The following is a 25,038-nucleotide window of genomic DNA, read 5'->3' as shown; positions in this document are numbered from 1 at the left end:
CTTACTTGACGGATCCGCCGGTGATGCCGGCGGCGATGTACTTCTGGGCGAGGACGAGCAGGACGGCCGCCGGGATCGCCGACAGGACGGATGCGGCCATGACCGAGCCCCAGTCGCCGACGTGGGCGCCGATGTACTGGTAGATGCCGAGGGTGACCGGCTTGACGTCGTCGGTGGTGTTGAGCGTGAGCGCGAACATGAAGTCGCTCCACGCGTACAGGAAGGAGAACAGGCCCGCGGTGATGAGGGAGTTGCGGCTCATCGGCAGCACGACCTGGATGAACGTGCGCAGCTTGCCCGCGCCGTCGACCTCGGCGGCCTCGATGACCTCCTTGGGGATGGCCACCATGAACGAGCGCATCAGGACGATGGCGAAGGGGATGCCGAGCGAGGCGTCGGCGAGCATCAGGCCGAAGTAGGAGTTGACCAGGCCGAGATCGACGTACGCACTGTACAGGGCGTTGGCGATGACGATGCCCGGCACCATCTGGGTGATGAGGGTGCCGAAGACGATGGACTTGGTGCCGGGCAGCCGGAACTGGGCGAGGCCGTACGCGGCGGGCGCGGCGATCGCGAGGCAGATGACGACGGCGCCGAGCGCGACGGCGAGCGACGTCAACAGGTGACCGCCCTGCTCGCTGATCGCGGAGGTGAATCCGGACAGATCGACCGAGTGCGGTACAGGCGAGACCTCGAGGAGCCCGGACTCGGGCTGCAGTGCCGTGTTGATCATCCAGTACAGCGGGAACAGCATCACGCACAGGAAGACCACGCCGGCGACGGTGGCGCCCCAGCGGCGCCTCGGCTTCTGCACGACAGACGGGTGAGTGGTCGCCATGCCGGTCACTTCCCCTCGGAGCGGTTGGCCCGCAGGTAAAACACCGCGAAGACGGCGGAGATCAGGATCAGGACGTTGCCGACGACGGCGCCCGCGCCGAAGTCGAGCTGCACGAAGGAGTTCTGGTAGGTGAGCGTGCCGAGCGTCTGGGTGGAGTCGGCCGGGCCGCCGTCGGTCAGGGCGAGGATCAGGTCGAGGATCTTCACCGTCGACATGAAGCCCAGCACGAGGACGACCGTGATCACCGGCTTGAGCAGGGGCAGCGTGATGGATCGGAAAGTCCGCCAGGCGGAGGCGCCGTCGAGGGAGGCGGCCTCGTACAGCTCCTTGGGGATCTCCTGCAGTCCGCCGTAGAGGATCACCATGTTGAACGGGATGCCGATCCAGATGTTCACCATGATCACGGAGAACAGGGCCATGCCGGGGCTGGTCAGCCACGGGGTGTGGCCGCCGAGGCCGAGGGTGTCGAAGAAGGAGTTGAGGACTCCGGTGTCCTGGTCGAGGATGCGGCGCCACACGATGCCGGAGACGACCATCGGCACGAGCCAGGGCAGCAGGATCAGCGAGCGCAGGAAGCCGTTGAGCGCGAACTTCTTGGTGAAGAAGACGGCGAGCGCGAGGCCGATGCCGAACTGGCCGATCAGCGAGCCGATCGTGAAGACGATGGTGTGCCACAGCGCCTTGCCGAAGAGGTCGTCGTGGAAGACCTTGCTCCAGTTGTCGGTGCCGTTGAAGGGGGACTTGCCGTCGAAGAACGTGGACGGGGAGAAGTCCTGGAAGCTCATCACGACGTTGCGGACGAGCGGGTAGCCGAAGAACAGCAGCATGAAGACGACGGCGGGCGCGATGAAGCCCCACTGGGAGAGTCTGCGGCGCCGTCGCGGGTCGCGCTTGTTCACCGTGGCGGCGGGGGCCGGCCGGGTGGCGGTGGCGGAAGCCGTGGTGGTCGACATGTTCGTGAGTCCCCTCAGTTCCCGCTCGTGGCGCGGCTCTGCGCCTTCTTCAGGGCGGCCTCGCTGGACTGCCCGGTCAGCGCCGACTGGAAGGCGCTCTGCAGGGCCAGCGACACGGACGACCAGCGGGCTCCGACCTTCGCGGTGCGGGAGCGGGCGGCTGCCACCTGGTCGGCGAGGGCGTCGAGTTCGGGCACTTCCTTGCGCCAGATCGCGGCGGCCTTCTCGTTGGCCGGCACCATCCAGCTGTTGCGCGCGTAGGAGATCTGCTCCTTCTCGCTCGCCATACAGCCGATGATCTTCGCGGCGGTCTTCTCGCGCGCGGTGTCACCGGTCTTCGGCACGGTCAGTACGGCGCCGCCGAGCGGGCCGACGGACTTGTCGCCCGTCTTCGGGACCGGGATCCGGGCGATGCCCCAGTGCAGGTTCTTCTTGGTGTTGAGGGTCTCGACCTGCCAGGGACCGTTGATCATCATCGCGGCGTTGCCCGCCATGAACTGGTCGTTGACGTCGGCCTGCGTCCAGTTGACGGTCGACTTGGACAGCGAGCCGTCCTTCAGGAGGCCCTTCCAGTAGTCGAGCGCCTGCGCGACGTTCTGGGTGGCGAGGTCCGTCTCGTCACCGCCGTTGGACCACATGAACGGGGTGAACTGGAAGACCCCGTCCTCGGCTCCGCCCGCGCTCAGGGCGATGCCGTACTGCTTGCCCTGGGTGAGCTTCTTCGCCGTGTCCTGCATCTCGGCCCAGGTGGTGGGGACTTCGAGGCCGGCCTTGTTCAGGATGTCCTTGTTGTAGAAGAGCGCGAGGGTGTTCACCGTGCGCGCCGCTCCGTAGTACGTGCCCTTGTACGAGCCGAAACCGACGATGCCCTCGGGGATGTCCTGCGTGGACAGACCCAGGGAGCGCAGGTCGACCAGGCCGCCGGCCTCGGCGAACGTCGGCATCTCGGAGGCGTCGAACTGGATGACGTCCGGGAGCGACTTCGACGACGCCATGCGCAGCGACTTCGTCATGACCTGCGCCGCGGGCACGCTCTGCTGCTCGATGGTGATCCCGAGCTGCTTGCTGCAGCGGGCGAGCGTGGCGGCGTCCCAGCCGTGGTACGAGTCGTCGGTCGAGGAGTTGAGGACGGTGTAGACGTCGTCGTCGCGCTGCTGGCCGCAGCCGGCGAGCGCCGCGGCGGCGACGAGTGCGGAGACAACGGTGAGCGGGACCATGGCCCGGCGGCCCGTACGACGGCGCCTGGTGCGCGTCGCGTCCGGTGGAGGAACTGCTGTCACGGTGGTTGCCCTTGCCTGGGAGGGGTGGCCGGCCCTTGTGGAACTCCGGTGTTCCGCAGGGGTGTTCGCGCATCCCGGTACGGCTCCGACCCGCGCCGTAGGGACTGCATCGCGAAAGGGGCCGGCGTCAGCGGACGCCGAGCAGATGCTCCAGGGCGAGCTGGTCCAGGCGCTCGAACGCCATCGACCGCTGGGCGGCGGCATCGACGTCGAAGTCCTCGAACGCGCCCTTGTCCGCGAGGAGTCCGGCGAGGCCCTCCACGGCGGTGGGCTGTGCGAGCTGGTCGAGGCGGGAGGTGAGCAGTGCCTCCCGCACCTCGGGGTCGGCGCGGAAGGCGGCCGCCCGCTCCTTGAGGATCAGGTAGTTGCGCATGCAGTTCTTCGCGGACTCCCACACACCGTCGAAGCCGTCGGTGCGCACCGGCTTGAAGTCGAAGTGGCGCGGCCCCTCGTAACCGGCGCTCTCCAGCAGGTCGACGAGCCAGAACGCCTGGCGTACGTCGCCGGCGCCGAAGCGGAAGTCCTGGTCGTACTTGATCCCGGTCTGCCCGTTGAGGTCGATGTGGAACAGCTTGCCCGCCCACAGGGCCTGGGCGATGCCGTGCGGGAAGTTCAGGCCCGCCATCTGTTCGTGGCCGACCTCCGGGTTGACGCCCACGAGTTCCGGGCGCTCCAGGCGCTCGATGAACGCCAGCGCGTGGCCGATGGTCGGCAGGAGGATGTCGCCGCGCGGTTCGTTCGGCTTGGGCTCGATGGCGAACTTGAGGTCGTAGCCCTTCTCGATGACGTACTCGCCGAGGAGGTCGAAGGCCTCCTTCATCCGGTCGAGCGCGTGCCGGACGTCCTTGGCACCGCCGGACTCGGCACCCTCGCGGCCGCCCCACGCGACGTAGGTCTGCGCGCCCAGCTCGGCCGCGAGGTCGATGTTGCGCATGGTCTTGCGCAGCGCGTAGCGGCGCACGTCGCGGTCGTTGGCGGTGAAGCCGCCGTCCTTGAAGACCGGGTGCGTGAAGAGGTTCGTCGTCGCCATCGGGACGACCAGGCCGGTGGTGTCGAGGGCGGTGCGGAACCGCTTGACGATGGTCTCGCGCTCGGCGTCGGAGGCACCGAACGGGATCAGGTCGTCGTCGTGGAACGTGACGCCGTAGGCGCCGAGTTCGGCCAGGCGACGCACCGACTCGACCGGGTCCAGAGCCGGCCTGGTGGCGTCACCGAACGGGTCGTTCCCCCGCCAGCCGACGGTCCACAGGCCGAAGGTGAACTTGCTGTCAGGGGTGGGAGTGAAGCGATCGGACATGGTGCGGCCCTTTGCTGCTGCGCGACGTCCGGCGTCCACCGGACGTTTGTTTTCTGACATGACTAATACGCCATGCTGCGTCGAAGCGCTAGACCCTTCGATGCGACCAACGCACGATCCACCCAGTTTTACCTGGCCATAGGCCGTTCGAAGCGCTTCGACAAATCTTCCCCTTGCGACCCTTGCCCTTTTGTTTTGTGTACGGTCAAATGGCGTCGGCAGAACCTTTGCTTTCAAGATCGCAAGTGAGTTGAGAGGCGCCATGGCACCGTCGTCACCGTCGGCCGGAATCGTGCTCGGCGTGGTCCGTGCCACGCGGGTTACGGAAACGGCCGTCATCGACGCCACCACTCGCCGCCTCCTCACCGAGAGCCGGGCCCCACGCCTGGTCACCGAGCGGCACATCGACGGCGAACGCGGCCTCGGCCTGCCGCACGCCACCGCGCTCCTTCGGCCTCCGCCCCGACGCCACGCAAGCGGTCACACGCTCTGTCCGACTCCCCGGTGGCGCGGCGAGAGGCCGTGCCGGACGGCGACGGGAGGCCCACCGTCCGGCCTGCCGGTCCCCGCTGCCCGAGGCCGACGATCCGGTCGCGCTCGGCGCCGCGACCGGCCGCGGTCCCGTCACCAGCGCCCCCGGATGACGCACCCGCCACGGCACACTGCCGCCCGCACTCCCCCGCGACCTCACCGCCCGCCCCACGTCCTCGACCGGGCGACGCCCGCCCCGCTGACCTGAACCACCTCTGCTCCCAGGGAAGATCATGAAGTTCACCGACGGCTTCTGGCTGATGCGCGACGGGGTCCAGGCCTCGTACGCCACCGAGGTCCGCGACGTCCGTACGGACGTCGGCCGCTTCACCGCCTACGCCGCCGTCAAGCGCGTCGAGCGCCGCGGCGACACCCTCAACTCCCCCCTCCTGACCACCGAGTGCTTCTCCCCCGCCGAGGGAGTGATCGGCGTCCGTACGACTCACCTGGCGGGCGCCCGGCGGCCGGGCCCCGATTTCGCGCTCACGGGCGCGGACACCTCCGTAGGTGAGGTGCGCAGGGACGGCGACGTCGTCGAGCTCGCGAGCGGCCCCCTGACGGTGCGCCTGGACACGGGCCGGCCCTGGACGCTGTCCTTCCGCGACACGGAGGGGCGCGAGGTCGCCTCGGCGGGCCGCAAGGGCACGGCGTTCTTCACCACCGGCGACGGCGCCCATCACATGGCCGGCCAGCTGACGCTCGGCGTCGGCGAACAGGTCTACGGCCTCGGCGAACGCTTCACCCCGTTCGTCAAGAACGGCCAGGTCGTCGACATGTGGCAGGCCGACGGCGGCACCAGCAGCGATCAGGCCTACAAGAACGTCCCGTTCAGCCTGCACGTCTCCCCCGCCGGCGCGTACGGCGTCTTCGTCGATCACCCGGGCCGGGTCAGCTACGAGATCGGTTCCGAATCGGTCGGCCAGATGCAGTTCAGCGTCGAGGACCAGACGCTGGCGTACTACGTCGTGGCCGGTCCCACCCCGAAGGACGTGCTGCGCCGCTACACCGCGCTGACCGGCCGCCCGGCCCTGCCGCCCGCCTGGTCGTTCGGCCTGTGGCTGACGACCTCGTTCACCACGCAGTACGACGAGGAGACGGTGACGTCGTTCGTCGACGGCATGGCCGAGCGCGACATTCCGCTGAGCGTCTTCCACTTCGACTGCTTCTGGATGCGCGAGTACCAGTGGTCGGACTTCACCTGGGACCCGGACGTCTTCCCGGACCCGGAGGGCATGCTGGCCCGCCTCAAGGCGCGCGGTCTGCGGATCTCCGTGTGGATCAACCCGTACATCGCGCAGAAGTCGGCCCTGTTCGACGAGGCCGCCGCCAGCGGGTACCTGGTGAAGAAGCCCGACGGCGGCATCTGGCAGTGGGATCTGTGGCAGGCCGGCATGGGGCTCGTCGACTTCACGAACCCCGACGCCTGCGCCTGGTTCCAGGCCAAGCTGAAGGTCCTCCTCGACCAGGGTGTCGACTGCTTCAAGACCGACTTCGGCGAGCGCATCCCCACCGACGTGGTGTGGCACGACGGCTCCGACCCGGAGCGCATGCACAACTACTACACGCACCTCTACAACCAGGTCGTCTTCGAACTCCTGGAGAAGGAGCGCGCCATCGGCGAGGCGGTCCTGTTCGCCCGCTCGGCGACGGCGGGCGGCCAGCAGTTCCCGGTGCACTGGGGCGGCGACTGCTGGTCGTCGTTCGGCGCCATGGCCGAATCCCTGCGCGGCGGTCTCTCGCTGTCCCTGTCGGGCTTCGGGTTCTGGTCGCACGACATCGGCGGCTTCGAGGGGACGCCCGATCCCGCGGTCTTCAAGCGGTGGCTCGCCTTCGGCCTGCTCTCCTCGCACAGCCGCCTGCACGGCTCGAGCTCGTACCGGGTGCCGTGGGAGTTCGGTGACGAGGCGGTCGACGTGGCGAGGAAGTTCACCAAGCTCAAGCACCGACTCATGCCGTACCTGTACGGGGTCGCGGCCGAGGCCCACGCCGCCGGTGTGCCCCTGATGCGGCCGATGCTCCTGGAGTTCCCGGACGATCCGACCGCCCGCACCCTGGACCGTCAGTACATGCTCGGCCCCGACCTGCTGGTCGCGCCCGTCTTCTCCGACCACGGCGACGTCGAGTTCTACGTGCCGGAAGGCACCTGGACCCACCTGCTGACCGGCGAACGGGTCCAGGGCCCGGCCTGGCGCCGCGAGACCCACGGGTTCGACAGCCTGCCCCTGTACGTGCGCCCCGGCGCGGTGCTCCCGTGGGGCGCGGACGAGCAGCGTCCCGACGGCGACTGGACCGACGGCCTCACTCTGCTCGTCGCCCCCGACGCGCACGACGTGACTGTCACGGTCCCCGATCATCACGGCCGCCAGGCTGCCGCGTACCGGGTGACGCGGGACGCGAGCAGCGCTGCCGTGACGGTCTCGACCCCTGACGGCACTCCGGCGCCCGCGATCACGGAGCTGTGACGGCGGGTCCCTCCGCCGCGAGGGGCCTCGTCCGTCGAACCCGCCTGCCCGCTGTGATCATTCCGGTCACACGGGCAGGCGGCCTGGCTCGCTGGACGCCTGAGCGCGTACGTGGGCCGGGGCCTCCATCGCACTCAGGAGCCGGCTACAGCTCCCTTCGGTCACATCCCGGCGATCCGCGCGACGAAGAAGCCGGCCACCAGGATGGAACCGATCACGATGAGCCAGAGCCACCAACCGGGGTGTTCCCACAGGCCGCCGTCGGGACGCTCCCGATGGGCAGCCGAGACAGATCCCTCCGCCGGCGGCGTCTCCGTCGGCGGGACACGTGAATCGTTCATACCTCCACCGTCCCGCTGACCTGCCGCCCCCGCATCTCGGGTGAGACCGCCGTCCAGCCCCTCGCCGCGCAGGTCGCGCCGCCGCCCCGGCCCGCGCAAGGCACTACGGGACTCATATCTGTCGAGCCGGCTGCCGGGCGCCCAGGGAACCGGCGTGGATCCCCGCCGATCAGCTCCCGAGCGCGGCCCTCTCCAGCAACCGCTGCAGCCGCAGGCCCCGGCGCGCGTCGAGGTCGCCGGCCCGGCCGGACCGGACGGCTGTGGCGAACTCGTGGCGGAGGATCGGCCAGCACTCCTCGTGGTCGATCTCCGCGGTGTCGTAGACGAGTTCGCCCTGCCGGCCGAACAACTCGACCCGGGTCAGCGCCCGTTCCCGCGGGACCGCGCCGGACAGCGACGCCTGGCTCACGGCTCCGTTCTCGTGTTCGCAGGTCAGCTCGGTCCAGCGGCGGGCGTCGCCGGTGCTGCGGATGTCGACGATGGGGCCAGCGGCGGCGTCGAGGAGGTCGAGCAGGTGTGGGCCCAGGTCGAGGAGTACGCCGTGCTCGAGGCGCCAGGACGTGGCGAAGTCGCCGCCGAGGAAGGCCCCGTGGAGGTAGCACGAGCGCGCGCCGATGACGTCGAGCCGCTGCGCTTCCTCGATGAAGCGGCGTGTCACGGGGTGGTACCGCTTGGTGAGGACGAGCTGGGTGACCACGCCCGCCTCGTCGACCGCGTCCACGAGCCGCTCGGCGGACGGCAGGTCCAGGGCCAGCGGCTTCTCGAGGAGGAGGGCTTTGCCGCGCTTGGCCGCGAGCGGCGCGAGTTCGGCCTGGACGGACGGCGGCACGGCGAAGGCGACGGCCTCGCAGTGGTCGAGCAACTCCTCGAAGCTCGCCGCCACCCGTGCGCCGTACGGCGCGGCGGTCTCCTGGGCCGCCTCGGTGCGGCGTGCCCAGACGGCGGTGAGCTGGGTCTCGGGTCCCGCGGCGAGCATCCGGGCGTGCATCGCGCGGGCCCACGGGCCGGCGCCGACGAGTCCCACGCGGACGGGCTGCCGGGTCCAGGGGGTGATGGCCGTTTCGGTCACGAGTTGTCCTGTATTTCTTGTGTGGTGCGGGCGGGGGCCGCCGCCAGGGCCCGGAGCCGGGCGTCGGCCCGTTCCGGCGCGTAGAGCACGTCGACGACCATCGCGGCGGCGCCGATCAGGCCCGCGTGTTCGCCGAGGCGAGAGGTCACGACGTTCAGGTGGGCGGTGGTGCGGGGCATGGCCCGCTGGTAGAGGAGTTCACGGACGCCGGTCATGAAGGGGATGCCCGACAGGTCCCCGGCGAGCATGAGCACGCCGGGGTTGAGCAGCGTCACGACGGTGACCAGGACCTCTCCGACGCGCTTGCCGGCCTCGCGGGCGAGGCGGACGGCGTCGGGGTGGCCCTGGTCGAGGAGTGCCTTGACGTCGGTGCCGGAGGAGACGTCGAGGCCCAGGCCGCTGAGGTCCTTGACCAGGGCGCGGCCGCTCGCCACGGCCGCGAGGCAGCCGTAGGAGCCGCACATGCACAGGGCGTCGGGCCGGTCGTGCAGCCGGATGTGGCCGATGTCGCCCGCGCCTCCGTCGATGCCGCGGAAGACCTCGTCGTTGACGACGACGCCGGCGCCGATGCCGGTGGAGACCTTCACGAGGACGAACGCGGAGCAGTCGGGGTGACCTGTGCGCTGTTCGGCGAACGCCATCAGGTTGGCGTCGTTGTCGACGAAGACGGGGACGGTCGCGCCCTCCATGCAGACGCCGACGTGCTGCGCGTACGCCTCCTGCATCCGCTCCCGGATCGGGAACCGGTCCCAGCCGGGCATGATCGGCGGCTGCACGACCTGCCCCGTGTCCCAGTCCACGGGGCCCGGGACGGACAGGCCGATGCCGCACACCCGACTGGCCGGCATCCCGGCCGCGGTCAACAACTCCGGGAACCAGCAGGCCAGTTGGTCGAGGACCCGGTCGGGTCCGTCACCGATGTCCAGCTCGGCGGTGTGTTCCGCCAGGACGGTGCCCGCGAGGTCGAGGACGGCCGCACGGGCGTACCGGGTCTCCAGGTCGATCGCGATGACGGCGGCGTGTCCGGGGTCGAAGACGAGCCGATGGGAGGGACGGCCCCCGGTCGAGGTGCCGGTGTCCTGACGCAGCCAGCCGGCCCGGTTGAGCTCGTCGAGGCGGTGCCCCACGGTCGACCGGGACATGCCGGTCGCGCGCTGGAGGTCGGCGCGGGTGTTGGCCTGGCCGCCGCGGATGAGTTGCAGCAGTCGGCCCGAGCTCGCCGGACTCGGCGTCGTCATCGCTGTTTCCCCTCGTTCAGCTCTTGTCGGCACCGCTGGTGAGGCCCTCGGTGAGCAGGCGTTCCGCGGCGAAGAACAGAATTACCACGGGAATCGTCAGCACCACGGAACCTGCCATGAGTACGGTCTTGGAGACTTCGATGCCGTTGGACAGCTGGGCGAGGCCCAGCGAGACGGTCCACTTGCCGGGGTCGGCGGCGAGGAACAGCAGGGCGAAGAGGAACTCGTTCCACGCGATCATCAGCACGTACAGGCCGGTTGCCATCAAGGACGGCAGGGCCAGCGGCAGGATCACCTTGCGCACGGTCTGCAGGCGGCTGCAGCCGTCGAGGGCGGCGGCCTCCTCGATCGAGTACGGGATGGTGACGAGGTAGTTCTTCAGCATGTAGATCGCCACGGGGACCGTCTGCGCGACATAGACGATGGCGAGGCCGACGAGGCTCGACGACAGGCCCATCTTCGCGAACATCACGAAGAGCGGGACGGCGAGGAGCGTCGAGGGGAACAGGTAGACGGCGAGGAAGAGTGCGCTGACCTGGCGGCTGCCGAAGAACTTCAGGCGGCTGATCGCGTACGCGCCGGGTACGGCGGCGAGCAGGGTCAGTGCGACGGTGCCGAGCGACACCAGGGCGGAGTTGCGCAGGAGTTGGAGGAATCCCTGGCCGCCGTCGTCGGTGGAGCGCAGCACCTCGCTGTACGTGTCGAGGGTGAACTGCTTGGCCGACACCCACAGGGAGCCGGGGTCGAGCAGCAGCGAGTCGATGGGCTTCACCGACAGGAGCAGCATGTAGTAGAAGGGCACGCAGGTGATCAGCACGAGGAACGCGATGACCACCCATCGCGCGACGCCGAAGAACGTCTCCTCGAACTGGGCTCGTGTCATGGCCGCCTTACGGGTCACGACTCCTCCTGCATCTTGTTGCCGAAGAACTTGAAGTACAGGCCCAGCAGGACCATGAGAGCGACGGCCAGGACGAGGGCCTGGGCGGCCGCCGCGCCGACGTCGTAGCGCGAGGTGAGGAAGTCGTAGACGCGGACGGCGGCGACGTCGGTGCCCGCTCCGCCGCCGGTCAGCAGGTAGACGTCGTCGAACTTGTTGAAGGTCATGATGAAGCGCAGCACGCACAGCAGCGCGATCACCGGCATGAGCTGCGGGAGCAGGACGTGCCGGAACTGCTGGGTGGGCGTGGCGCCGTCGACCTTCGCGGCTTCCTCCAGGCCGTCCGGCACCGCCTGCAGGCGGGCGAGGATGAACAGGAACGCGAAGGGGAAGTAGCGCCAGCACTCGAATGCGATGACCGTGAGCAGCGCCAGCGGGATGTCGAAGTGCACGCCGAGCAGGTGGACTTCGTAACTGCGGGCCGACAGGAACGCGATGGGGTCGTCCCAGCCGAAGAGCTTCTGCCCCCATTCGTTGACGATGCCGTACTGCGGGCTGAGCGCGACCTCCCAGACGAACGCGACGGCGACGACGGGCGCCACGTACGGCAGGAGCATCGCGGCGCGCAGCAGCCCGCGGCCGCGGAAGGGCCGGCGCAGTGCGAGGGCGGCGACGAGGCCGAGGGCGACGGAGCCGAAGGTGCCGCCCACGGTGTAGAGGACGGTGGTACCGAGGCTGGACCAGAATCCGGCGGAGTCGAAGACCTGCTCGAAGTTGCGCAGGCTCCAGTTGCCGAAGAGGCCCATGCCCTGGATGTCGACGAGTTTTGCGTGCTGGAAGGCGAGCAGGACCGTCCACAGGATCGGCAGCACCACGACGACGAGGACGACGAGGAAGGTGGGGCTCACGAAGGCGAGTCCCGCGCGGTTGGTCCGGCGGCTCGCGGTCATGGGCTTGCGGCCGCGGCGGCCGTCGGCGGGCGGTGTCGGAGATCCGTCCGGGGGGTTGTGGCGCTGGGGTGTGCTGGAGGTGGCGGTAGTCATGACGAGGCTTTCGACGAGTCGTTCACGAGGTACGGGGGCGCTACTGCAGGGACTTCTTGAGGGCGGCGACCTCTTCCTCGGCCTCCCGGGCGGCTTCGGAGGGCGAGGTCTGGCCGCTGGTCATGGCGCCGATGGCCTTGGGCACCGGAAGTTCGCCGTTGGTGGCGCCGACGAGCGCGCCTTCGCCCTGTTCGATGCCCCAGCGGCGGATGTGGCCGACGCCGGCGGCCAGTTGCTCGAGAAGTCCGGGCGAGTACACCTCGTCGAGCGGCTTGCGGGTGCCGACGCCGAGCTTGCTGTGCTGCCAGGCGGTCACGTACTTGTCGGGCTGCGCGGCCGTGCCGTGGCGGACCGGGATCTTGCCCTCGGGGGCCATGCCGAACCAGGACTCGTAGCCACTGCCCATCATGTACTCGATGAACTCGCGGGAGGCGGCCGTCTCTGCGGTCTTCGTGGTCACCCAGGACGTGACCTCACCGAACTGGGCGGCCCCGTCCGAGTCCGCGCCCTTGAGCGCGGTGACGATGCCGGTGTTGTCGGAGAGGAACCGCGGGTCCTTGCCGCACTCCTTGCAGCTGGGCAGGGCGTCCTTGCGCAGCCCCGCCAGTTCGTCGAGGAGGAACGACGACCAGATCATCATCGACGACCGGCCCGAGAAGTAGGTGGCGCGGGTCGAGTCGACGGTCTGGGTGCCGGGTGCGCCGTACTCGCGCGCCAGTTGGTCGTAGGTGTGGAACGCCTTGACGCACTGCGGCGAGTCGAGCGTGACGTCTCCCTGCCCGTCGACGAGCTGGCAGTTGTCGGCCAGGGCCAGGCTCTCGAAGCTCTGTGACGTGAAGACGTCCGAGGGGTCGGTCGCGGCGGACATGCCGTCGTGGCCCTTGGTGGTGAGCTTCTTGGCGGCCTCGAGCGCCTTGGCGTAGGTGTCCGGCGCATCGAGGCCCGCCTTGGCGAACTGGTCCTTGCGGTAGACCAGAAGCTGCAGCCAGGCGTCGGAGGGCACGCCGAGGCTCTTGGTGCCGTCGGTGGTCAGGTCGAGGGCGTTCTTGTCGAAGGTGCCGCGCCCCAGTTCCTTGACGATCCGGCCGGGGATGTCGGTGTTGAGCAGCCCGTTGGTGTACATCTGCCAGGTCTGGCCCATGGGGGCGGCGCCGATCACGTCCGGGAGGTGCCCGGAGGCCGCGGCGGACATGATCAGTTGGGGCATCTGCCCCTCGTCGACGCCGACGAGATGGACCTTGATGCCCGTCTTCTTCTCGAACCCGTCGACGATCTTCTGCGTCGCGGCGACACGGTCCGGGAGGTTCTCCTGGGACCACACCGTGATCTCACGGTCCGGTGTGCCCGGGCCTGTGCTGCTGGAGCAGCCCGTGAGCAGTCCGATGCCCAGAGCTGCCGTGACGCCGGCCGCGGTCATCTTCGACCGCCGGGTCCTGGTGCGCATTGCCTGTCCTCATCGCCGACTTACGTCTATCTGTGACGCATCTCAGCACTACTTTTGCATGTTGACAAGACATAAGTTGAGGATATTGTCGACGGAACCAACACCCGCACCACCTTTTTCGGAGTCGTCCGTGGAACGCGTCGTTCAATTCACAGGTCCCCGCCAGGTGGAGGTGGCCGAGCATGACAGCGCCGAGCTGCCGCTCGGACACCTGCGCGTCCGCACCCGCTACTCCGGCATCTCCGCGGGCACCGAGCTGACCGCCTACCGCGGCACGAACCCCTATCTGACCCGCACCTGGGACGCCGAGGCCCGGCTGTTCCGCGACGACGAGGCGGGCATCAGCTACCCCGTCGTCGGCTGGGGCTACTCGGAGGTCGGTGAAGTCACCGAGGTCTCCCCGGAGCTGACCGGCACCCCGGACATGCCCGCCGTCGGCGACCTTGTGTGGGGTATCTGGGGCCACCGCAGCGAGGGCATCGTCCCGGCCGAGCGCATGATCGGCCACACGCTGCCCGCCGGGCTCGAGCCGCTGGCCGGCGCGTTCGCCCGCGTCGGCGCCATCGCCTACAACGCGGTCCTGGCCGCCGGGATCAACCTCGGCGAGGACGTCGCCGTCTTCGGCCAGGGCGTCATCGGCCTCATCGCCACCCGCCTCGCGCAGCTCAGCGGCGCCCGCGTCACCGCCGTCGACGCGCTGGACAACCGCTTGGAGAAGGCGAAGAGCTACGGCGCGCACCGCACCCTGAACGCCCGCTCCGGATCCGTCGCCGAGACCATCCGTGAGGCGACCGCGGGCCGCGGCACCGACCTCGCCATCGAGATCAGCGGCGCCTACCCGGCGCTGCACGAGGCCGTCCGCTCGGTCACCGTCGGCGGCCGCGTCGTGGCGTCCGGCTTCTACCAGGGCGACGCCGTGGGCCTCCGCCTCGGCGACGAGTTCCACCACAACCGCGTGGAGATCGTCTGCTCGCAGATCGGCGGAGTACCGGCCCCGCTGTCCGGCCGCTGGACCGTGGAGCGCCTCCAGCAGACGTTCCTGCGCCTGGTCGCCGAGGGGCAGGTGGACGTGGACTCCCTCGTCAGCCACGTCGTGCCCGTGGCGGACGCCGCCGACGCGTACGTCCTGCTCGACGAGCGCCCCGCCGACGCCCTCCAGGTCGTCCTGGAATTCTGAGAGGTACCCCGACATGCTCAAGATCGCTGCCCAGGAACAGCTGCTGCCCGGCGAGACCCTCCAGCAGAAGTGGGACTTCGCGCAGGACGCCGGCTACGACGCCATCGAACTGCGCGCCAAGGGAGACCTCCACTTCGCCTCGCGGCTCCCGGAGCTGAAGCAGGCGCTCAAGGACGGCGTCGTCATGCCGACCGTGTGCGTCGAGATGCTGCACTTCTTCGGCGCCTTCGACGCCGAGCTGCGCCGTGACGCCATCGAGCAGATGAAGTCGCAGCTCACGGTCATCGCGGAGATCGGCGGACTCGGCGCCCAGACCCCGGCCTCGTACGGCATGTTCTCCAGCCGGCTCCCCCCGTTCGAGCCCCCGCGCTCGGCGGAGCAGGACCGCGAGATCCTGCTGTCGGGCCTGACCGAACTCGGCGAGCACGCCTCCGCCGAGGGCGTCACGCTCTACCTCGAACCGCTCAACCGGTACGAGGACCACATGGTCAACCGCCTGGAGCAGGCGGCCGAGCTGATCAAGGAGGTCGGTCTCGACTCGGTCCGGATCGGCATCGACAGCTACCACATGAACATCGAGGAGACCGACCCGGCGCGGGCGATCATCGACAACGCCTCCTTCATCGGGCACGCCCAGGTCTCGGACTCCAACCGCTTCCAGGCCGGCGCCGGGCACCTCGACTGGCCGGCCTGGCTGGGCGCCCTGCACACCATCGGCTACGACGGCTGTCTCGCGGCCGAGTGCCGACTGACCGGTGACCCCGTCGAGGCGATCCGTTCCGTGCCCGCGTTCCTCAAGGGGTCCGGCGCGTGACCGCACTCCTCGACGGGACCGCCCGCACCGACGCCGCAGACCTGACCCTGCGGCGCGGTGCGGCGCGCGTCCTCCTCGACAACTGGGTGGGGACCGGTACCGTCCCCTCCCGCACCCTGTACCCGCACCAGTGGAGCTGGGACTCCGCGTTCATCGCGATCGGACTGCGGCACCTGTCCGCGCGCCGCGCACAGCGCGAGCTGGAATCGCTGTTCGCCGCCCAGTGGGGCGACGGACGGGTCCCGCACATCGTCTTCAACTCCTCCGTGCCGAACGACGCCTACTTCCCCAGCCCCGACTTCTGGCGGTCCTCGACCGCGGGCGCCGCGGCCGGTGCTCCCGCGGCGCACGAGACGTCCGGCATCGTCCAGCCGCCCGTGCACGCCCTCGCCGCCTGGCTGACCCACGAGGCCGACCCCGGGGAGTCACGGCGCCGCGGATTCCTGCCCCGGCTGTACCCGCGGCTCGTGGCCTGGCACGACTACCTGCTGACGGCGCGCGATCTGGGCCGCGGCGGACTCGCCGCCGTCGTCCACCCCTGGGAACCCGGCATGGACAACAGCCCTTGCTGGGATGCCCCGCTGGCCCGCGTCACCCCGGCCGCCCCCGACAGCTTCCGGCGCGCCGACCTCGACCACGGGCACCCCGCGGACCGCCCCACCGACCTCGACTACGGCCGCTACGTCCGACTCGCCGTCGCCTACCGCGACTCCGGTTACGACGACCGCGCGGCTCGCCCGCACTTCGCCCTGGAAGACCCGTGCGTCAACGCCCTGTTGATCGCCAGCGAGACAGCCCTCGCGAAGATCGCGACGCAGGTGGGCGAGGACGCCGCATCCCACACGAAGCGTGCCGCCCGCCTCACCGAGGCCCTGGTGACCCGTCTGTGGGACGACGAGGCGGGGATGTTCCTCGCCCGCGACCTGACCACCGACACCCTGGTCCGCGAACACAGCGTCGCCGGGCTCGCCCCCCTCCTCGCCCCCGGACTGCCCGCGGACATCGTGGAACGCCTGACGGCAACGCTCACCGGGCCGCGCTTCCGGGCCGACTCCACCGATCTGGTGCCCAGCTACGACCTGACGGGACCGGCCTTCGACCCCACCCGTTACTGGCGCGGCCCCGCGTGGTTCAACACCGCCTGGCTGCTCGAGCGCGGACTGCGCACCCACGACCGGCGCGCCCACGCCGACCGCATCCGCAGGGCGATCCTGGAGACGGCCGGCGCCACCCAGTTCGCCGAGTACGTCGATCCCACCACGGGCGAGGGCCGCGGCGCCCGGGCGTTCTCCTGGACGGCCGCGCTCACGCTCGACCTGCTCACCACCCAGGAGGCACGCCGATGAGCAACGGCGCCCCCCGCGCCCAACTGGTGCGCGACGCCACGTTCGTGCACGTCGACGCCGACGGCGGCATCACCGGCACGCGCGGCACATCACCGGACGGCCTGTTCGTCCGCGACGGCCGTCACCTGAGCCTGTGGCAGCTCACCGTCGACGGAAGCGCGCCCGTCGTCCTGTCCCCCCTCACCCCCACCGGCAACGGCGCCGGGGAATGCGTCCTGACCCCGGAGGGCACCCGCGACGCCCCGCCCGCCTATACGGTGCTGCGCCGCCAGACGGTCACGGCGGGCGAGTTCACCGATGTCCTGCGCCTGGTCAGCAACAGCCCGGACCCGGTCGTCGCCGAGGTCGTCCTGACCGTGGACGCCGACTTCGCCGACACCTTCGAACTGCGCGCGGACGACCGCCACTACCCCAAGCCCGACGCGACCCGCGCGGCTCACCGTACGGACACGGGCCTCGAGTTCACCTACCGCAGGGCCGACTGGCACGTACGCACCACCGTGAGTGCCGCGCCCGCACCCGACGGCGTACGCACCGAGGACGCGGGGCCGCACACGCTCTCCTGGCGCCTCGCCCTGGAACCGCACGGCACGGCCGAGATCCGCCTGGGTGTCACGGCACACCCGCACGGCGCTCACCGACTCCCGCTCCCCACAGGCGCAGCGGACGCACAGGACATCGATCTGTCCGACGCATCCGACGACCTGGACCGGGCCTGCCGCCAAGGACTCGCCGACCTGGACCTGTTGACGATCCCCGCCACCGGCGTCGACGGCGAACCTGTCGCCGTGCCCGCGGCCGGAGTGCCCTGGTTCCTGACCCTGTTCGGCCGGGACTCTCTCCTCACCTCGTACTTCATGCTCCCTTACCGGCCCGGCACGGCCGCCGGCACCCTCAGCGCGCTCGCCGCGACCCAGGGGCAGGGCCACGACGCGTTCCGCGGCGAACAGCCCGGCCGCATCGTGCACGAGATACGGCACGGGGAACTGGCCCACTTCCGGCAGATTCCCTACGGCCGCTACTACGGGACGATCGACGCCACTCCCCTCTTCCTCGTCCTGCTGCACGCGCACTACGAGACGACCAAGGACGCGACGCTCGCCGCCCGTCTCGAGCGGCACGCCCGGTCCGCGGTCGACTGGCTCCTGGGCGACGGCGGACTGACCGAGCACGGGTACCTGGTGTACACGCCCGACCCGGGCGGCCTGGTCAACCAGAACTGGAAGGACTCCGCGGGCGCCGTCTGCCACAAGGACGGCACTCAGGCGACAGGCCCCATCGCCGTCTGCGAGGCCCAGGGTTACGCCTACGACGCGCTGCGCCGAACGGCCCGCCTGGCGGAACTGGTCTGGCAGGACCCGGACTACGCGCGGGAGTTGGACGGCCTGGCCGACGATCTGCGTGCCCGTTTCCGCGAGGACTTCTGGATGGACGGGGACGACTTCCCGGCCCTCGCCCTGGACGGCCGGGGGCGCCAGGTCGATGCGCTCGCCTCGGACGCGGGACACCTGCTCTGGTCGGGCATCCTCGACGACGAACAGGCCCGGCGCGTGGGGCGGCGCCTGCTGGAACCGGACTTCTTCTCCGGCTGGGCGATCCGCACACTGGCCGCGGGACAGCGCCCCTACCATCCGCTGTCCTACCACCGCGGCAGCGCCTGGCCGCACGACAACGGCGTCATCGCTCTCGGTCTGGCCCGTTACGGCCTGGCCGACGAGGTCGCCCAGGTGGTCGCGGGGCTTACGGCAGCTGCCGCTCATCACGGCCACCGCCTGCCCGAGGTCCTCGGCGGCTACGACCGTACGGCTTCCTCACGCCCGGTGCCCTACCCGCACTCCTGCTCTCCCCAGGCCTGGGCAGCCGCGACGCCCTGGGCATTGCGCACCGCGTTGCGTGCGGTACGGGTCCCTTGACCGGGCTCGCGCGCCGGCTCTCGATCCCATAGGGAACGGCGCGCTCGTCGCGGCTGTGGATGCGGCCGGTCGGTTCCGGACCCGGATCCTGGTGCGGCCGCACCTCAGATCGCGCGTCGTGGTGCAACGGTCACCACCGGGGCCACGAACCGCGTCGTCGTCCGGGACGTCCCGGACGACGACGCGACGGGCCGTGCTTCAGCCGGCCCGGGCAGGCGACCCCGCTCCCGCTGGGATTCCGTACGTCCCGGGCTCGACCGGCGGCGGTGTCGAGGGTCGCCGGGTCGTCAGAGCGCGGCGTGCGCCGCGGGCAGGGCGCGGGTGGCTTCGGCCTGGCTCACACCGGTGGCGTACCAGTGGCCCTCGGCGTCCTGGCGAGCAAGACCGTAGCCGGCCAGCCCCTTGAGGTGCTTGGTGATGGTGCGCGGCGTGTAGCCGACCTTCTCGCTCAACTCCTCGGCACGGACGGCGCCTTGCACCGACCGAAGACGCAGCCACGTACGGTGGGCGTTCACGCCCAGGCCTCCGTCGCGGGCCGGGACGGTGAACAGCGGCCCCGCCTCGTCGTCCGAGTCCGCCTCGACGCTGAGCGCCTGCGCGGGCGCGCTCTCACGCGGGGCGGCCGGGGCGGGTACACGCGCGGGCGTGAAGCCGAGCTGGGCGATCACTTTGCCGAGGTCCGGCGCGGTTGCGGGCGCATGGGCGGGCGGCGCGGTCCGCTGACGCGGCGGGCGGCCGGCCGAACCGACCGGGCGCGGTGTCCGGTTGACGCTGCGGTGCCGACGGCCCTTCTTCTTCTGGCTCATGCATTCGCCTCTCTTGTGTTCGAAAGCGGGTCAATCCCCCTAACGAGACATCGACGATCACGACGCGCTCTGGCGTCCATTTCGGTGACACCACGCCGGACCAGCAGGGCCAAACGGCGGTCATCCGGACATCCGCTCGGCCTCTGGGCCCGGCAGGACTCCCCGCCGTCACGGGAAGTCGTCCGGTCCGACAACGAGTCGTCCAACAACGAGTCGGTGCAGGGATCTTGACGAGCACCGCGCACGTGGGAAACATCGACGGCGCCCCTTTGACATCGTTATCAACACTTCCCCCAACCCTCTCAGGGGCGTGAGAAGGCAGCGCATGACAACGTTTCCCCCCACTCTGCCTGTTGTCCGCCGCAGAGGCCGCCTGCTGGCCGGTGTGTTCGCGACCGTGCTCACCGGCGGGCTGCTCGCCGCGGTCCCCGCCGCAGCTCAGGCGTCGCCTGCCGAGTTGGTGGCCGACCCGGTGAGCAAGGTCGACCCGTTGATCGGCACCAGCAATGCGGGCAACACCTACCCTGGCGCCGTACGCCCGTACGGCATGCTCTCCTGGAGCCCGCAGACCACGACCGGCACCCAGGCGAAGAACCCGGCCCCCGGCGGCTATCGCTACGACGCCACGCGCATCCGCGGCTTCTCGCTCACGCATCTCAGCGGCGTGGGCTGTTCCGGCGCCGCGGGCGACATTCCGGTGATGCCGTACGTCGGCGACGTGACGTCCTCACCGTCCGCCGACACCAAGGACGCCATCTACGCGTCCGACTTCAGCCACGCGAACGAGAAGGCCGAACCCGGCCGTTACCGCGTGTCCCTGAACAGCGGGGCGACCGCGGATCTGACCGCTACCACCCGCACGGGTACCGGTCGGTTCGGATTCCCCGCGGACAAGCCGGCCTCGATGCTGTTCCGCACGTCGAACTCGGAGAGCGGCAGCACCGACGCGCACGTCGAGGTGGACGCCCAGCACCGCACCGTGAGCGGCTCCGTCGAGGCGGGCAACTTCTGCGGCCCGCAGAGCGAGAACAACCGGCACAAGCTGTACACGCTCCACTTCACGGCCCACTTCGACACCCCCTTCGCCGCCACGGGCACCTGGCAGGACGACGACGTGCGCCCCGGTTCGACCGAGGCGTCCGGCGGCACCGGCTACGACAAGGACGGCAACGCCCAGGCAGGAAAGGGCTCCGGGGCCTATGTGACGTTCGGCAAGAACGTGCGCCAGGTCCGGATGAAGGTCGGCATCTCCTACGTGGACGCGGCCGGCGCCGAGGCGAACCTGCGCGCGGAGAACCCGCCGTCGGCCTCCCTGGAGCACACCGCGGCCGACGCCGCCGCGCAGTGGCGCACGGAGCTGAGCCGGATAGGCATCGGCGGCGGCACCGACGCCCAGCAGCGCACGTTCTACACCGCCCTGTACCACTCGATGCTGGAACCGACCGTCGCCAACGACGTGGACGGCCGGTACACGGGCGCCGACGACCGCACCCACCACCTGTCCGAGGGACAGCACGCCCAGTACGGAACGTTCTCGGGCTGGGACCAGTACCGCGCGCAGGTCCAGCTGATGGCGTGGCTGTCACCGAGGGCGGCGAGCGACTACGCCCAGTCCCTGTATTCCTACGCCTCCCAGCGCGGTGGCGAGTGGGACCGCTGGCTGCTGCAGCAGGGCAAGACGAGCGTGATGTCGGGCGACCCCTCGGCCGTGGCGCTGGCCGGCATGTACGCCTTCGGCGCGCGGGACTTCGACGTACGCGGCGCGGTGGACTCGCTGGTCCACGCGGCCACCGTACCGACCGCCAACGATTCCTCCGACGCGGGCTGCCAGGTCGAGTGCGTGGGACAACGCCCTTCGCTGGACTACTACTTGACCCATGGCTACGTGCCCGCCGACGACTGCCACTGCTGGGGCGGCGCCGCGGAGACCTTGGAGGACGCGGCGGCCGACTACGGCCTGTCCGAGCTGACCGCGGCGGTCGGGGACCGTGACGCGCAGCGTGACTTCCTTCGGCGTTCGGGCGCCTGGCGCCATGTGTTCGACACGGACGCGACGGCGCAGGGCGGCTGGATGAGGGACCGCAAGCGGGACGGCAGTTGGGCGGGCGAGTCCTTCGACCCGGCGACGGGCGACGGCTTCGTGGAGGGCAGCAGCGCCCGGTACACATGGATGGTGTACTCGGACGTGGCCGGCCTCGCCCGGGCCATGGGCGGCCGCGACAAGGCGGTGCAACGTCTCGACGCGTTCTTCCGCACTCCGGACGGGACGTTCGACTTCTCGGCGAAGGACGACACCCGCTACGACCCGACGAACGAGCCGGACATCAACTCGCCCTATCTCTACAACTACTTGGGGAAGCCTGAGCGCACCCAGGAGACGGTGGCGGCCGAGCGGGACCAGCTCTGGACCGACACCCCCGGCGGCATCCCGGGCAACGACGACGCGGGCACCATGTCGGCGTGGTACGTCTTCTCCGCGCTGGGCGTGTACCCCCAGGTCCCGGCCCGTGCCGACCTGGTGCTGACCTCGCCGCTGTTCCCGCGGGCGGAGATCCGCGGCGGGCACGGCCATACGCTCCGCATCCAGGCGCCCGGGGCCGGGAAGTCCGCGCCCTACATCCGCGGTGTCCGGGTCAATGGCGAGTCCTCGCAGCGCACGTGGGTGTCGGCGGCGACCGTCCGACGCGGCGGCAGCCTCGACTTCACGCTCGGGGCCACACCCGGTGGCGACTGGGGCACGGACGCGCAGGACGCGCCCCCGTCGTTCCCCGCGCAGAACTGAGTGCCGTGGGGCTCGGCATCAGGATGCCGAGCCCCACGGCGCCGGGGCCCACTCCGATCCATTCACGACAGATCGGTCCGCCCCCACCAGGACGGCCGCACCGGAACACCGTCGTCGTACCGCGCCTCGTTCTCCGGTGCCGGGGGCGGTGGAACGGTGTCCTCCGGGGCGGCGGGTGCGGGCTCCGATACGGGCTCGGAGGTGGGCTCGGGTGACGGAGGGTGCTCCGAGTCGTAGAGGAGCTCGGCGAGGGTGAACCTTGTGGTGAAGGACTGCCAGGCACCATCCACGACAAGCAGGAACCCGTCTCCGTGGCGGTACAGGCGGCGGCGCTTGGGGCTGAGAGGGTGCGTGGGCTGATAGGCCGAGGCACGCCGCTCGAGCTCGGACAGCGCGTCCTCGCGCGCACCTTCCATGTGACCGATGACGCGGCCCTCGAGATGCTTGCGCTCCCCCGTCCCCACCGTCGTCTCGACCACCATTCCCCAGGTCGTCATACGTCCCCCGCTTCCTCTCGATCCGGCTCCGCCCACCTTAGGACCGGGTCCGATCGCCGTGCGATGCGCCCGATGGGCGGGCCAAGTGCACTCCTCCCATACCGGCCCTGTACTCCATCCTGACCCACAACCCTGGCGAACCTGGCGCGCACTGGCGAATCACCGCCAGACCATGCCTCGTACAGCGCGCAAGCGTTGGGCCGGGCATGCAGCACAACGACAGCGACACAGCGGATATGGCACAGCTGACCGACGCCTACTGGCTCACCACCCCTCCCAGCCTCCACACCCACAAGGCGTGCCGACAGTGCACCCTCACCTCCAGCAACCAAGGCCCGGCCTCGCGGCCTTTGCTGTGTCGGCACGGACGCACGGTGATGACAGCCGTGTCGGTCCTGACCGTGGCCAGCGCGGTCGTCTCGACGACGCGGTAGCGCCAGCGCGGATTGGGTGTCGGCGCGCCGCGCACCAGTCGGCTATGGGGCTGGGACCAATACCTTGATGGTGTCGGCGTGCAGTAGTGGTGCCGTGGTCGAACCTCCTACCTGAGTGTCGTAGGTGAGGGAGCCGGTCACCTCCACCTGCGCGGTGAACATGTCGTCCTCCACGATCTTCGCGAAGTCCGACTCGTCGCCGGCCACGAGAGTGTTGGTCGGATAGGCATAGGCGTCGCTGTGACGTACACCGTCGACGTGCGCCAGCAACATGTCGGGGCCCGTGGCGGCGTCCGACTGTGTCACGACCCCGAAGACGACGTAGTGCTCCCCCGCATGAGCATCGGGGTCCTTGGCTATCAGCGCCCACTGGCGGGCGGTGAGGCGCTCGTACGTCGCGGTGGAGGCGGGTGCAGGCCGGGGTTCCTGTCCGGGCTGCGCCGTGGCAACCCCCGGGGCGATCGTGAAGCATACGACCGCGGCGAGAGAACCGGCGATCCTGATGCGCTTCTTCATCGGAACTCCCTGCACTGAGTGCCCTGCACAGCGCGCCGCACGCATGAGCTCAACGGCGGCGTGCCAGTCGGACCACGGCGTACGTGATGCCGAGGATGATGTCGACGACAGCCCAGAGGACGATGACGAGCCCGACGCCGATCGCTGTTCCCGTGTTCGCGGCGTCATTGCAGGTCTGGGCGTCCAGATCGCCGCAGTCCGCGGGAGTGCCGGCGCCGGAGCGTACCCCGACGACAACCCACAGTACGAAGAGCAGTTGCACCGCGAGGAAGAACCACACGAACCATCCGAAGCGGCGTCTTCGCACGCCTTCTCGCCGCGGGGGCGAGGGTCGAGACTCTGGCGCCCGTCCAGGGGAAGCACCGGCCTGGCCGGGGCTGTCGGACCACTGGGGGCCGGCCCATTGCCTATGGGAATCCGCGTGAGGCTTCATGACGCCGCACCTTTGAAAATCGCCTGTAGCCCACCCCTGGGGCTGCGGACGTAGCCGCCGCCGTCACCCGGACCTGGCACGCCACTGACGCGCGATGGGGCCAATTTTATGCCCCTTTTATGCCGGTTTCCAGCCTCCGGTCGAAGTTCCTCGACCGATCACCACTCGTAGGTGAATTCCGCGGTGTCGTCACCCAGGAACATCTTGAAGTCGAAGTTCACATACGACGGTTTCGACTCGGCACTGAAGCCGTACTCGAGAGTGGAGCTCTGCCCCGGGGCCAAGCGGCCGGCCTCGATTGACATACCCACGTCGTTGGCCGAGTCGGTGATGGTGTTGGTCGCTCCACCGTCGGTATTGACCTCCGTCATCACATTTCCGAGGTCAACGCTCTTGTCGCCCTTGTTCGTGAACTTCACCGTCACCAGATAGTTGAAGTTGTCACTGCCCATGGAGGTATCGGCGGGCGTCCATGCCTTCGGCGCCGACGGCGTGATCTGGAGCCCTCCCAAAGACTGGGAGTCCTCTCCGAGGACAGCAGTATCGTCGGCGTCACCCGGCATGCCGGTCACGGCAAAGGGCGCACGCTGTTCTGCGGCGGCGTAAGCCTGGCTCGGCCCGAGGGCCGTGAGCGTTGCGCCGACAACGAGAGCTCCGATTGCCGTGGCGACTGTGCGTGCGTAACAGGTCTTGATGTCCATGTCGGACTCCTTGACGGAGAGGGCTGAGCGACTGCCTGAGACAGTCCTGCTGCAGATGGCCCTACATCCAGAGTCACCCCGGATCCAGCCGCCCTCAACACGGGCCTCTGTCTTCCACAGCACGGTGACCGTCGCGGCACAACCAGCACGTCCCCTGCGAAACAACAAGCCTCAGCGTCGATCAGTCGGGCGCCACGCACCAGGCCACGGAAGAGCCACCCCACGCAACCCACCGAACAGGGT

General features: G+C 69.8%; 22 protein-coding genes. 6 read left to right on the top strand and 16 right to left on the bottom strand.

Features of this window, described 5'->3' with window-relative positions:
* Position 1 precedes the first annotated feature (1 nt).
* The 5 genes from ACQUQD_RS40645 to ACQUQD_RS40625 form a co-directional block, all read right to left on the bottom strand.
* Positions 2–838, bottom strand: a complete 837-nt coding sequence (locus tag ACQUQD_RS40645; protein ID WP_428957263.1) for a carbohydrate ABC transporter permease — start codon at positions 836–838, stop codon at positions 2–4.
* A 5-nt stretch (positions 839–843) separates the two neighbouring features.
* Positions 844–1,791, bottom strand: a complete 948-nt coding sequence (locus ACQUQD_RS40640; protein ID WP_428957262.1) for a carbohydrate ABC transporter permease — start codon at positions 1,789–1,791, stop codon at positions 844–846.
* Between the two features lie 14 nt (positions 1,792–1,805).
* A complete protein-coding gene (locus tag ACQUQD_RS40635) occupies positions 1,806–3,008 on the bottom strand; it encodes an ABC transporter substrate-binding protein (RefSeq protein ID WP_428957778.1) in 1,203 nt (400 codons plus the stop codon).
* Positions 3,009–3,198: 190 nt separating this feature from the next.
* The gene (gene xylA, locus ACQUQD_RS40630) at positions 3,199–4,368 is read right to left on the bottom strand and encodes a xylose isomerase (protein WP_428957261.1); all 1,170 of its coding nucleotides are present in this window, start codon (positions 4,366–4,368) and stop codon (positions 3,199–3,201) included.
* 274 nt (positions 4,369–4,642) lie between these two features.
* Positions 4,643–4,804 carry a hypothetical protein gene (locus ACQUQD_RS40625; RefSeq protein WP_428957260.1) on the bottom strand — a complete coding sequence of 54 codons (162 nt, stop codon included), beginning with the start codon at positions 4,802–4,804 and terminating at the stop codon, positions 4,643–4,645.
* A gap of 328 nt (positions 4,805–5,132) precedes the next feature.
* On the opposite strand from ACQUQD_RS40625, the gene yicI reads away from it, so the two are divergent.
* The gene (yicI, locus tag ACQUQD_RS40620) at positions 5,133–7,361 is read left to right on the top strand and encodes an alpha-xylosidase (protein ID WP_428957259.1); all 2,229 of its coding nucleotides are present in this window, start codon (positions 5,133–5,135) and stop codon (positions 7,359–7,361) included.
* Between the two features lie 161 nt (positions 7,362–7,522).
* On the opposite strand, the gene ACQUQD_RS40615 is transcribed toward yicI, so the two are convergent.
* The 6 genes from ACQUQD_RS40615 to ACQUQD_RS40590 form a co-directional block, all read right to left on the bottom strand.
* Entirely contained in the window at positions 7,523–7,801 is a 279-nt protein-coding gene (locus ACQUQD_RS40615; protein ID WP_428957258.1) for a DUF6480 family protein, read from the bottom strand.
* A 70-nt stretch (positions 7,802–7,871) separates the two neighbouring features.
* A complete protein-coding gene (locus tag ACQUQD_RS40610) occupies positions 7,872–8,771 on the bottom strand; it encodes a Gfo/Idh/MocA family protein (RefSeq protein ID WP_428957257.1) in 900 nt (299 codons plus the stop codon).
* The gene (locus ACQUQD_RS40605) at positions 8,768–10,009 is read right to left on the bottom strand and encodes an ROK family transcriptional regulator (protein WP_428957256.1); all 1,242 of its coding nucleotides are present in this window, start codon (positions 10,007–10,009) and stop codon (positions 8,768–8,770) included. Before ACQUQD_RS40605 ends, ACQUQD_RS40610 begins: the two co-directional genes overlap by 4 nt.
* A 16-nt stretch (positions 10,010–10,025) precedes the next feature.
* Positions 10,026–10,892, bottom strand: a complete 867-nt coding sequence (locus ACQUQD_RS40600; protein WP_428957776.1) for a carbohydrate ABC transporter permease — start codon at positions 10,890–10,892, stop codon at positions 10,026–10,028.
* Positions 10,893–10,906: 14 nt separating this feature from the next.
* On the bottom strand, positions 10,907–11,932 hold the full coding sequence (locus ACQUQD_RS40595; RefSeq protein ID WP_428957255.1) for a carbohydrate ABC transporter permease: 1,026 nt from the start codon (positions 11,930–11,932) through the stop codon (positions 10,907–10,909).
* Between the two features lie 40 nt (positions 11,933–11,972).
* Positions 11,973–13,376, bottom strand: a complete 1,404-nt coding sequence (locus ACQUQD_RS40590; RefSeq protein WP_428957254.1) for an ABC transporter substrate-binding protein — start codon at positions 13,374–13,376, stop codon at positions 11,973–11,975.
* A 130-nt stretch (positions 13,377–13,506) separates the two neighbouring features.
* On the opposite strand from ACQUQD_RS40590, the gene ACQUQD_RS40585 reads away from it, so the two are divergent.
* From ACQUQD_RS40585 to ACQUQD_RS40570, 4 genes are read left to right on the top strand one after another with little or no spacing between them, the layout of a single operon-like run.
* Positions 13,507–14,553, top strand: coding sequence for a zinc-dependent alcohol dehydrogenase (locus ACQUQD_RS40585; RefSeq protein WP_428957253.1), 1,047 nt, complete (start codon positions 13,507–13,509; stop codon positions 14,551–14,553).
* A 13-nt stretch (positions 14,554–14,566) separates the two neighbouring features.
* Entirely contained in the window at positions 14,567–15,367 is an 801-nt protein-coding gene (locus ACQUQD_RS40580; protein WP_428957252.1) for a sugar phosphate isomerase/epimerase family protein, read from the top strand.
* Complete coding sequence (locus ACQUQD_RS40575; RefSeq protein WP_428957251.1) at positions 15,364–16,713, top strand: MGH1-like glycoside hydrolase domain-containing protein; 1,350 nt, start codon at positions 15,364–15,366, stop codon at positions 16,711–16,713. The genes ACQUQD_RS40580 and ACQUQD_RS40575 overlap by 4 nt, the downstream gene beginning before the upstream one ends.
* On the top strand, positions 16,710–18,626 hold the full coding sequence (locus tag ACQUQD_RS40570; RefSeq protein WP_428957250.1) for an amylo-alpha-1,6-glucosidase: 1,917 nt from the start codon (positions 16,710–16,712) through the stop codon (positions 18,624–18,626). Before ACQUQD_RS40575 ends, ACQUQD_RS40570 begins: the two co-directional genes overlap by 4 nt.
* Positions 18,627–18,913: 287 nt before the next feature.
* Here ACQUQD_RS40570 and ACQUQD_RS40565 read toward each other — a convergent pair whose 3' ends face one another.
* A complete protein-coding gene (locus ACQUQD_RS40565; RefSeq protein WP_428957249.1) occupies positions 18,914–19,432 on the bottom strand; it encodes a hypothetical protein in 519 nt (172 codons plus the stop codon).
* A 325-nt stretch (positions 19,433–19,757) separates the two neighbouring features.
* On the opposite strand from ACQUQD_RS40565, the gene ACQUQD_RS40560 reads away from it, so the two are divergent.
* On the top strand, positions 19,758–22,214 hold the full coding sequence (locus ACQUQD_RS40560) for a GH92 family glycosyl hydrolase (protein WP_428957248.1): 2,457 nt from the start codon (positions 19,758–19,760) through the stop codon (positions 22,212–22,214).
* Positions 22,215–22,276: 62 nt separating this feature from the next.
* Here ACQUQD_RS40560 and ACQUQD_RS40555 read toward each other — a convergent pair whose 3' ends face one another.
* The 4 genes from ACQUQD_RS40555 to ACQUQD_RS40540 form a co-directional block, all read right to left on the bottom strand.
* Positions 22,277–22,711, bottom strand: a complete 435-nt coding sequence (locus ACQUQD_RS40555; protein WP_428957247.1) for a hypothetical protein — start codon at positions 22,709–22,711, stop codon at positions 22,277–22,279.
* Positions 22,712–23,187: 476 nt separating this feature from the next.
* Positions 23,188–23,661 (bottom strand): hypothetical protein, encoded by a 474-nt coding sequence (locus ACQUQD_RS40550; RefSeq protein WP_428957246.1) that lies wholly within the window; start codon positions 23,659–23,661, stop codon positions 23,188–23,190.
* Between the two features lie 49 nt (positions 23,662–23,710).
* Positions 23,711–23,968: a hypothetical protein gene (locus ACQUQD_RS40545; RefSeq protein ID WP_428957245.1), complete on the bottom strand. Its 258-nt coding sequence runs from the start codon at positions 23,966–23,968 to the stop codon at positions 23,711–23,713.
* Positions 23,969–24,252: 284 nt separating this feature from the next.
* Entirely contained in the window at positions 24,253–24,795 is a 543-nt protein-coding gene (locus ACQUQD_RS40540; protein ID WP_428957244.1) for a hypothetical protein, read from the bottom strand.
* Positions 24,796–25,038 lie beyond the last annotated feature (243 nt).

This window comes from Streptomyces sp. cg35, from assembly GCF_050410835.1.
Classification (GTDB): domain Bacteria; phylum Actinomycetota; class Actinomycetes; order Streptomycetales; family Streptomycetaceae; genus Streptomyces.
This window is presented reverse-complemented; position numbering and strand designations above follow the sequence as displayed.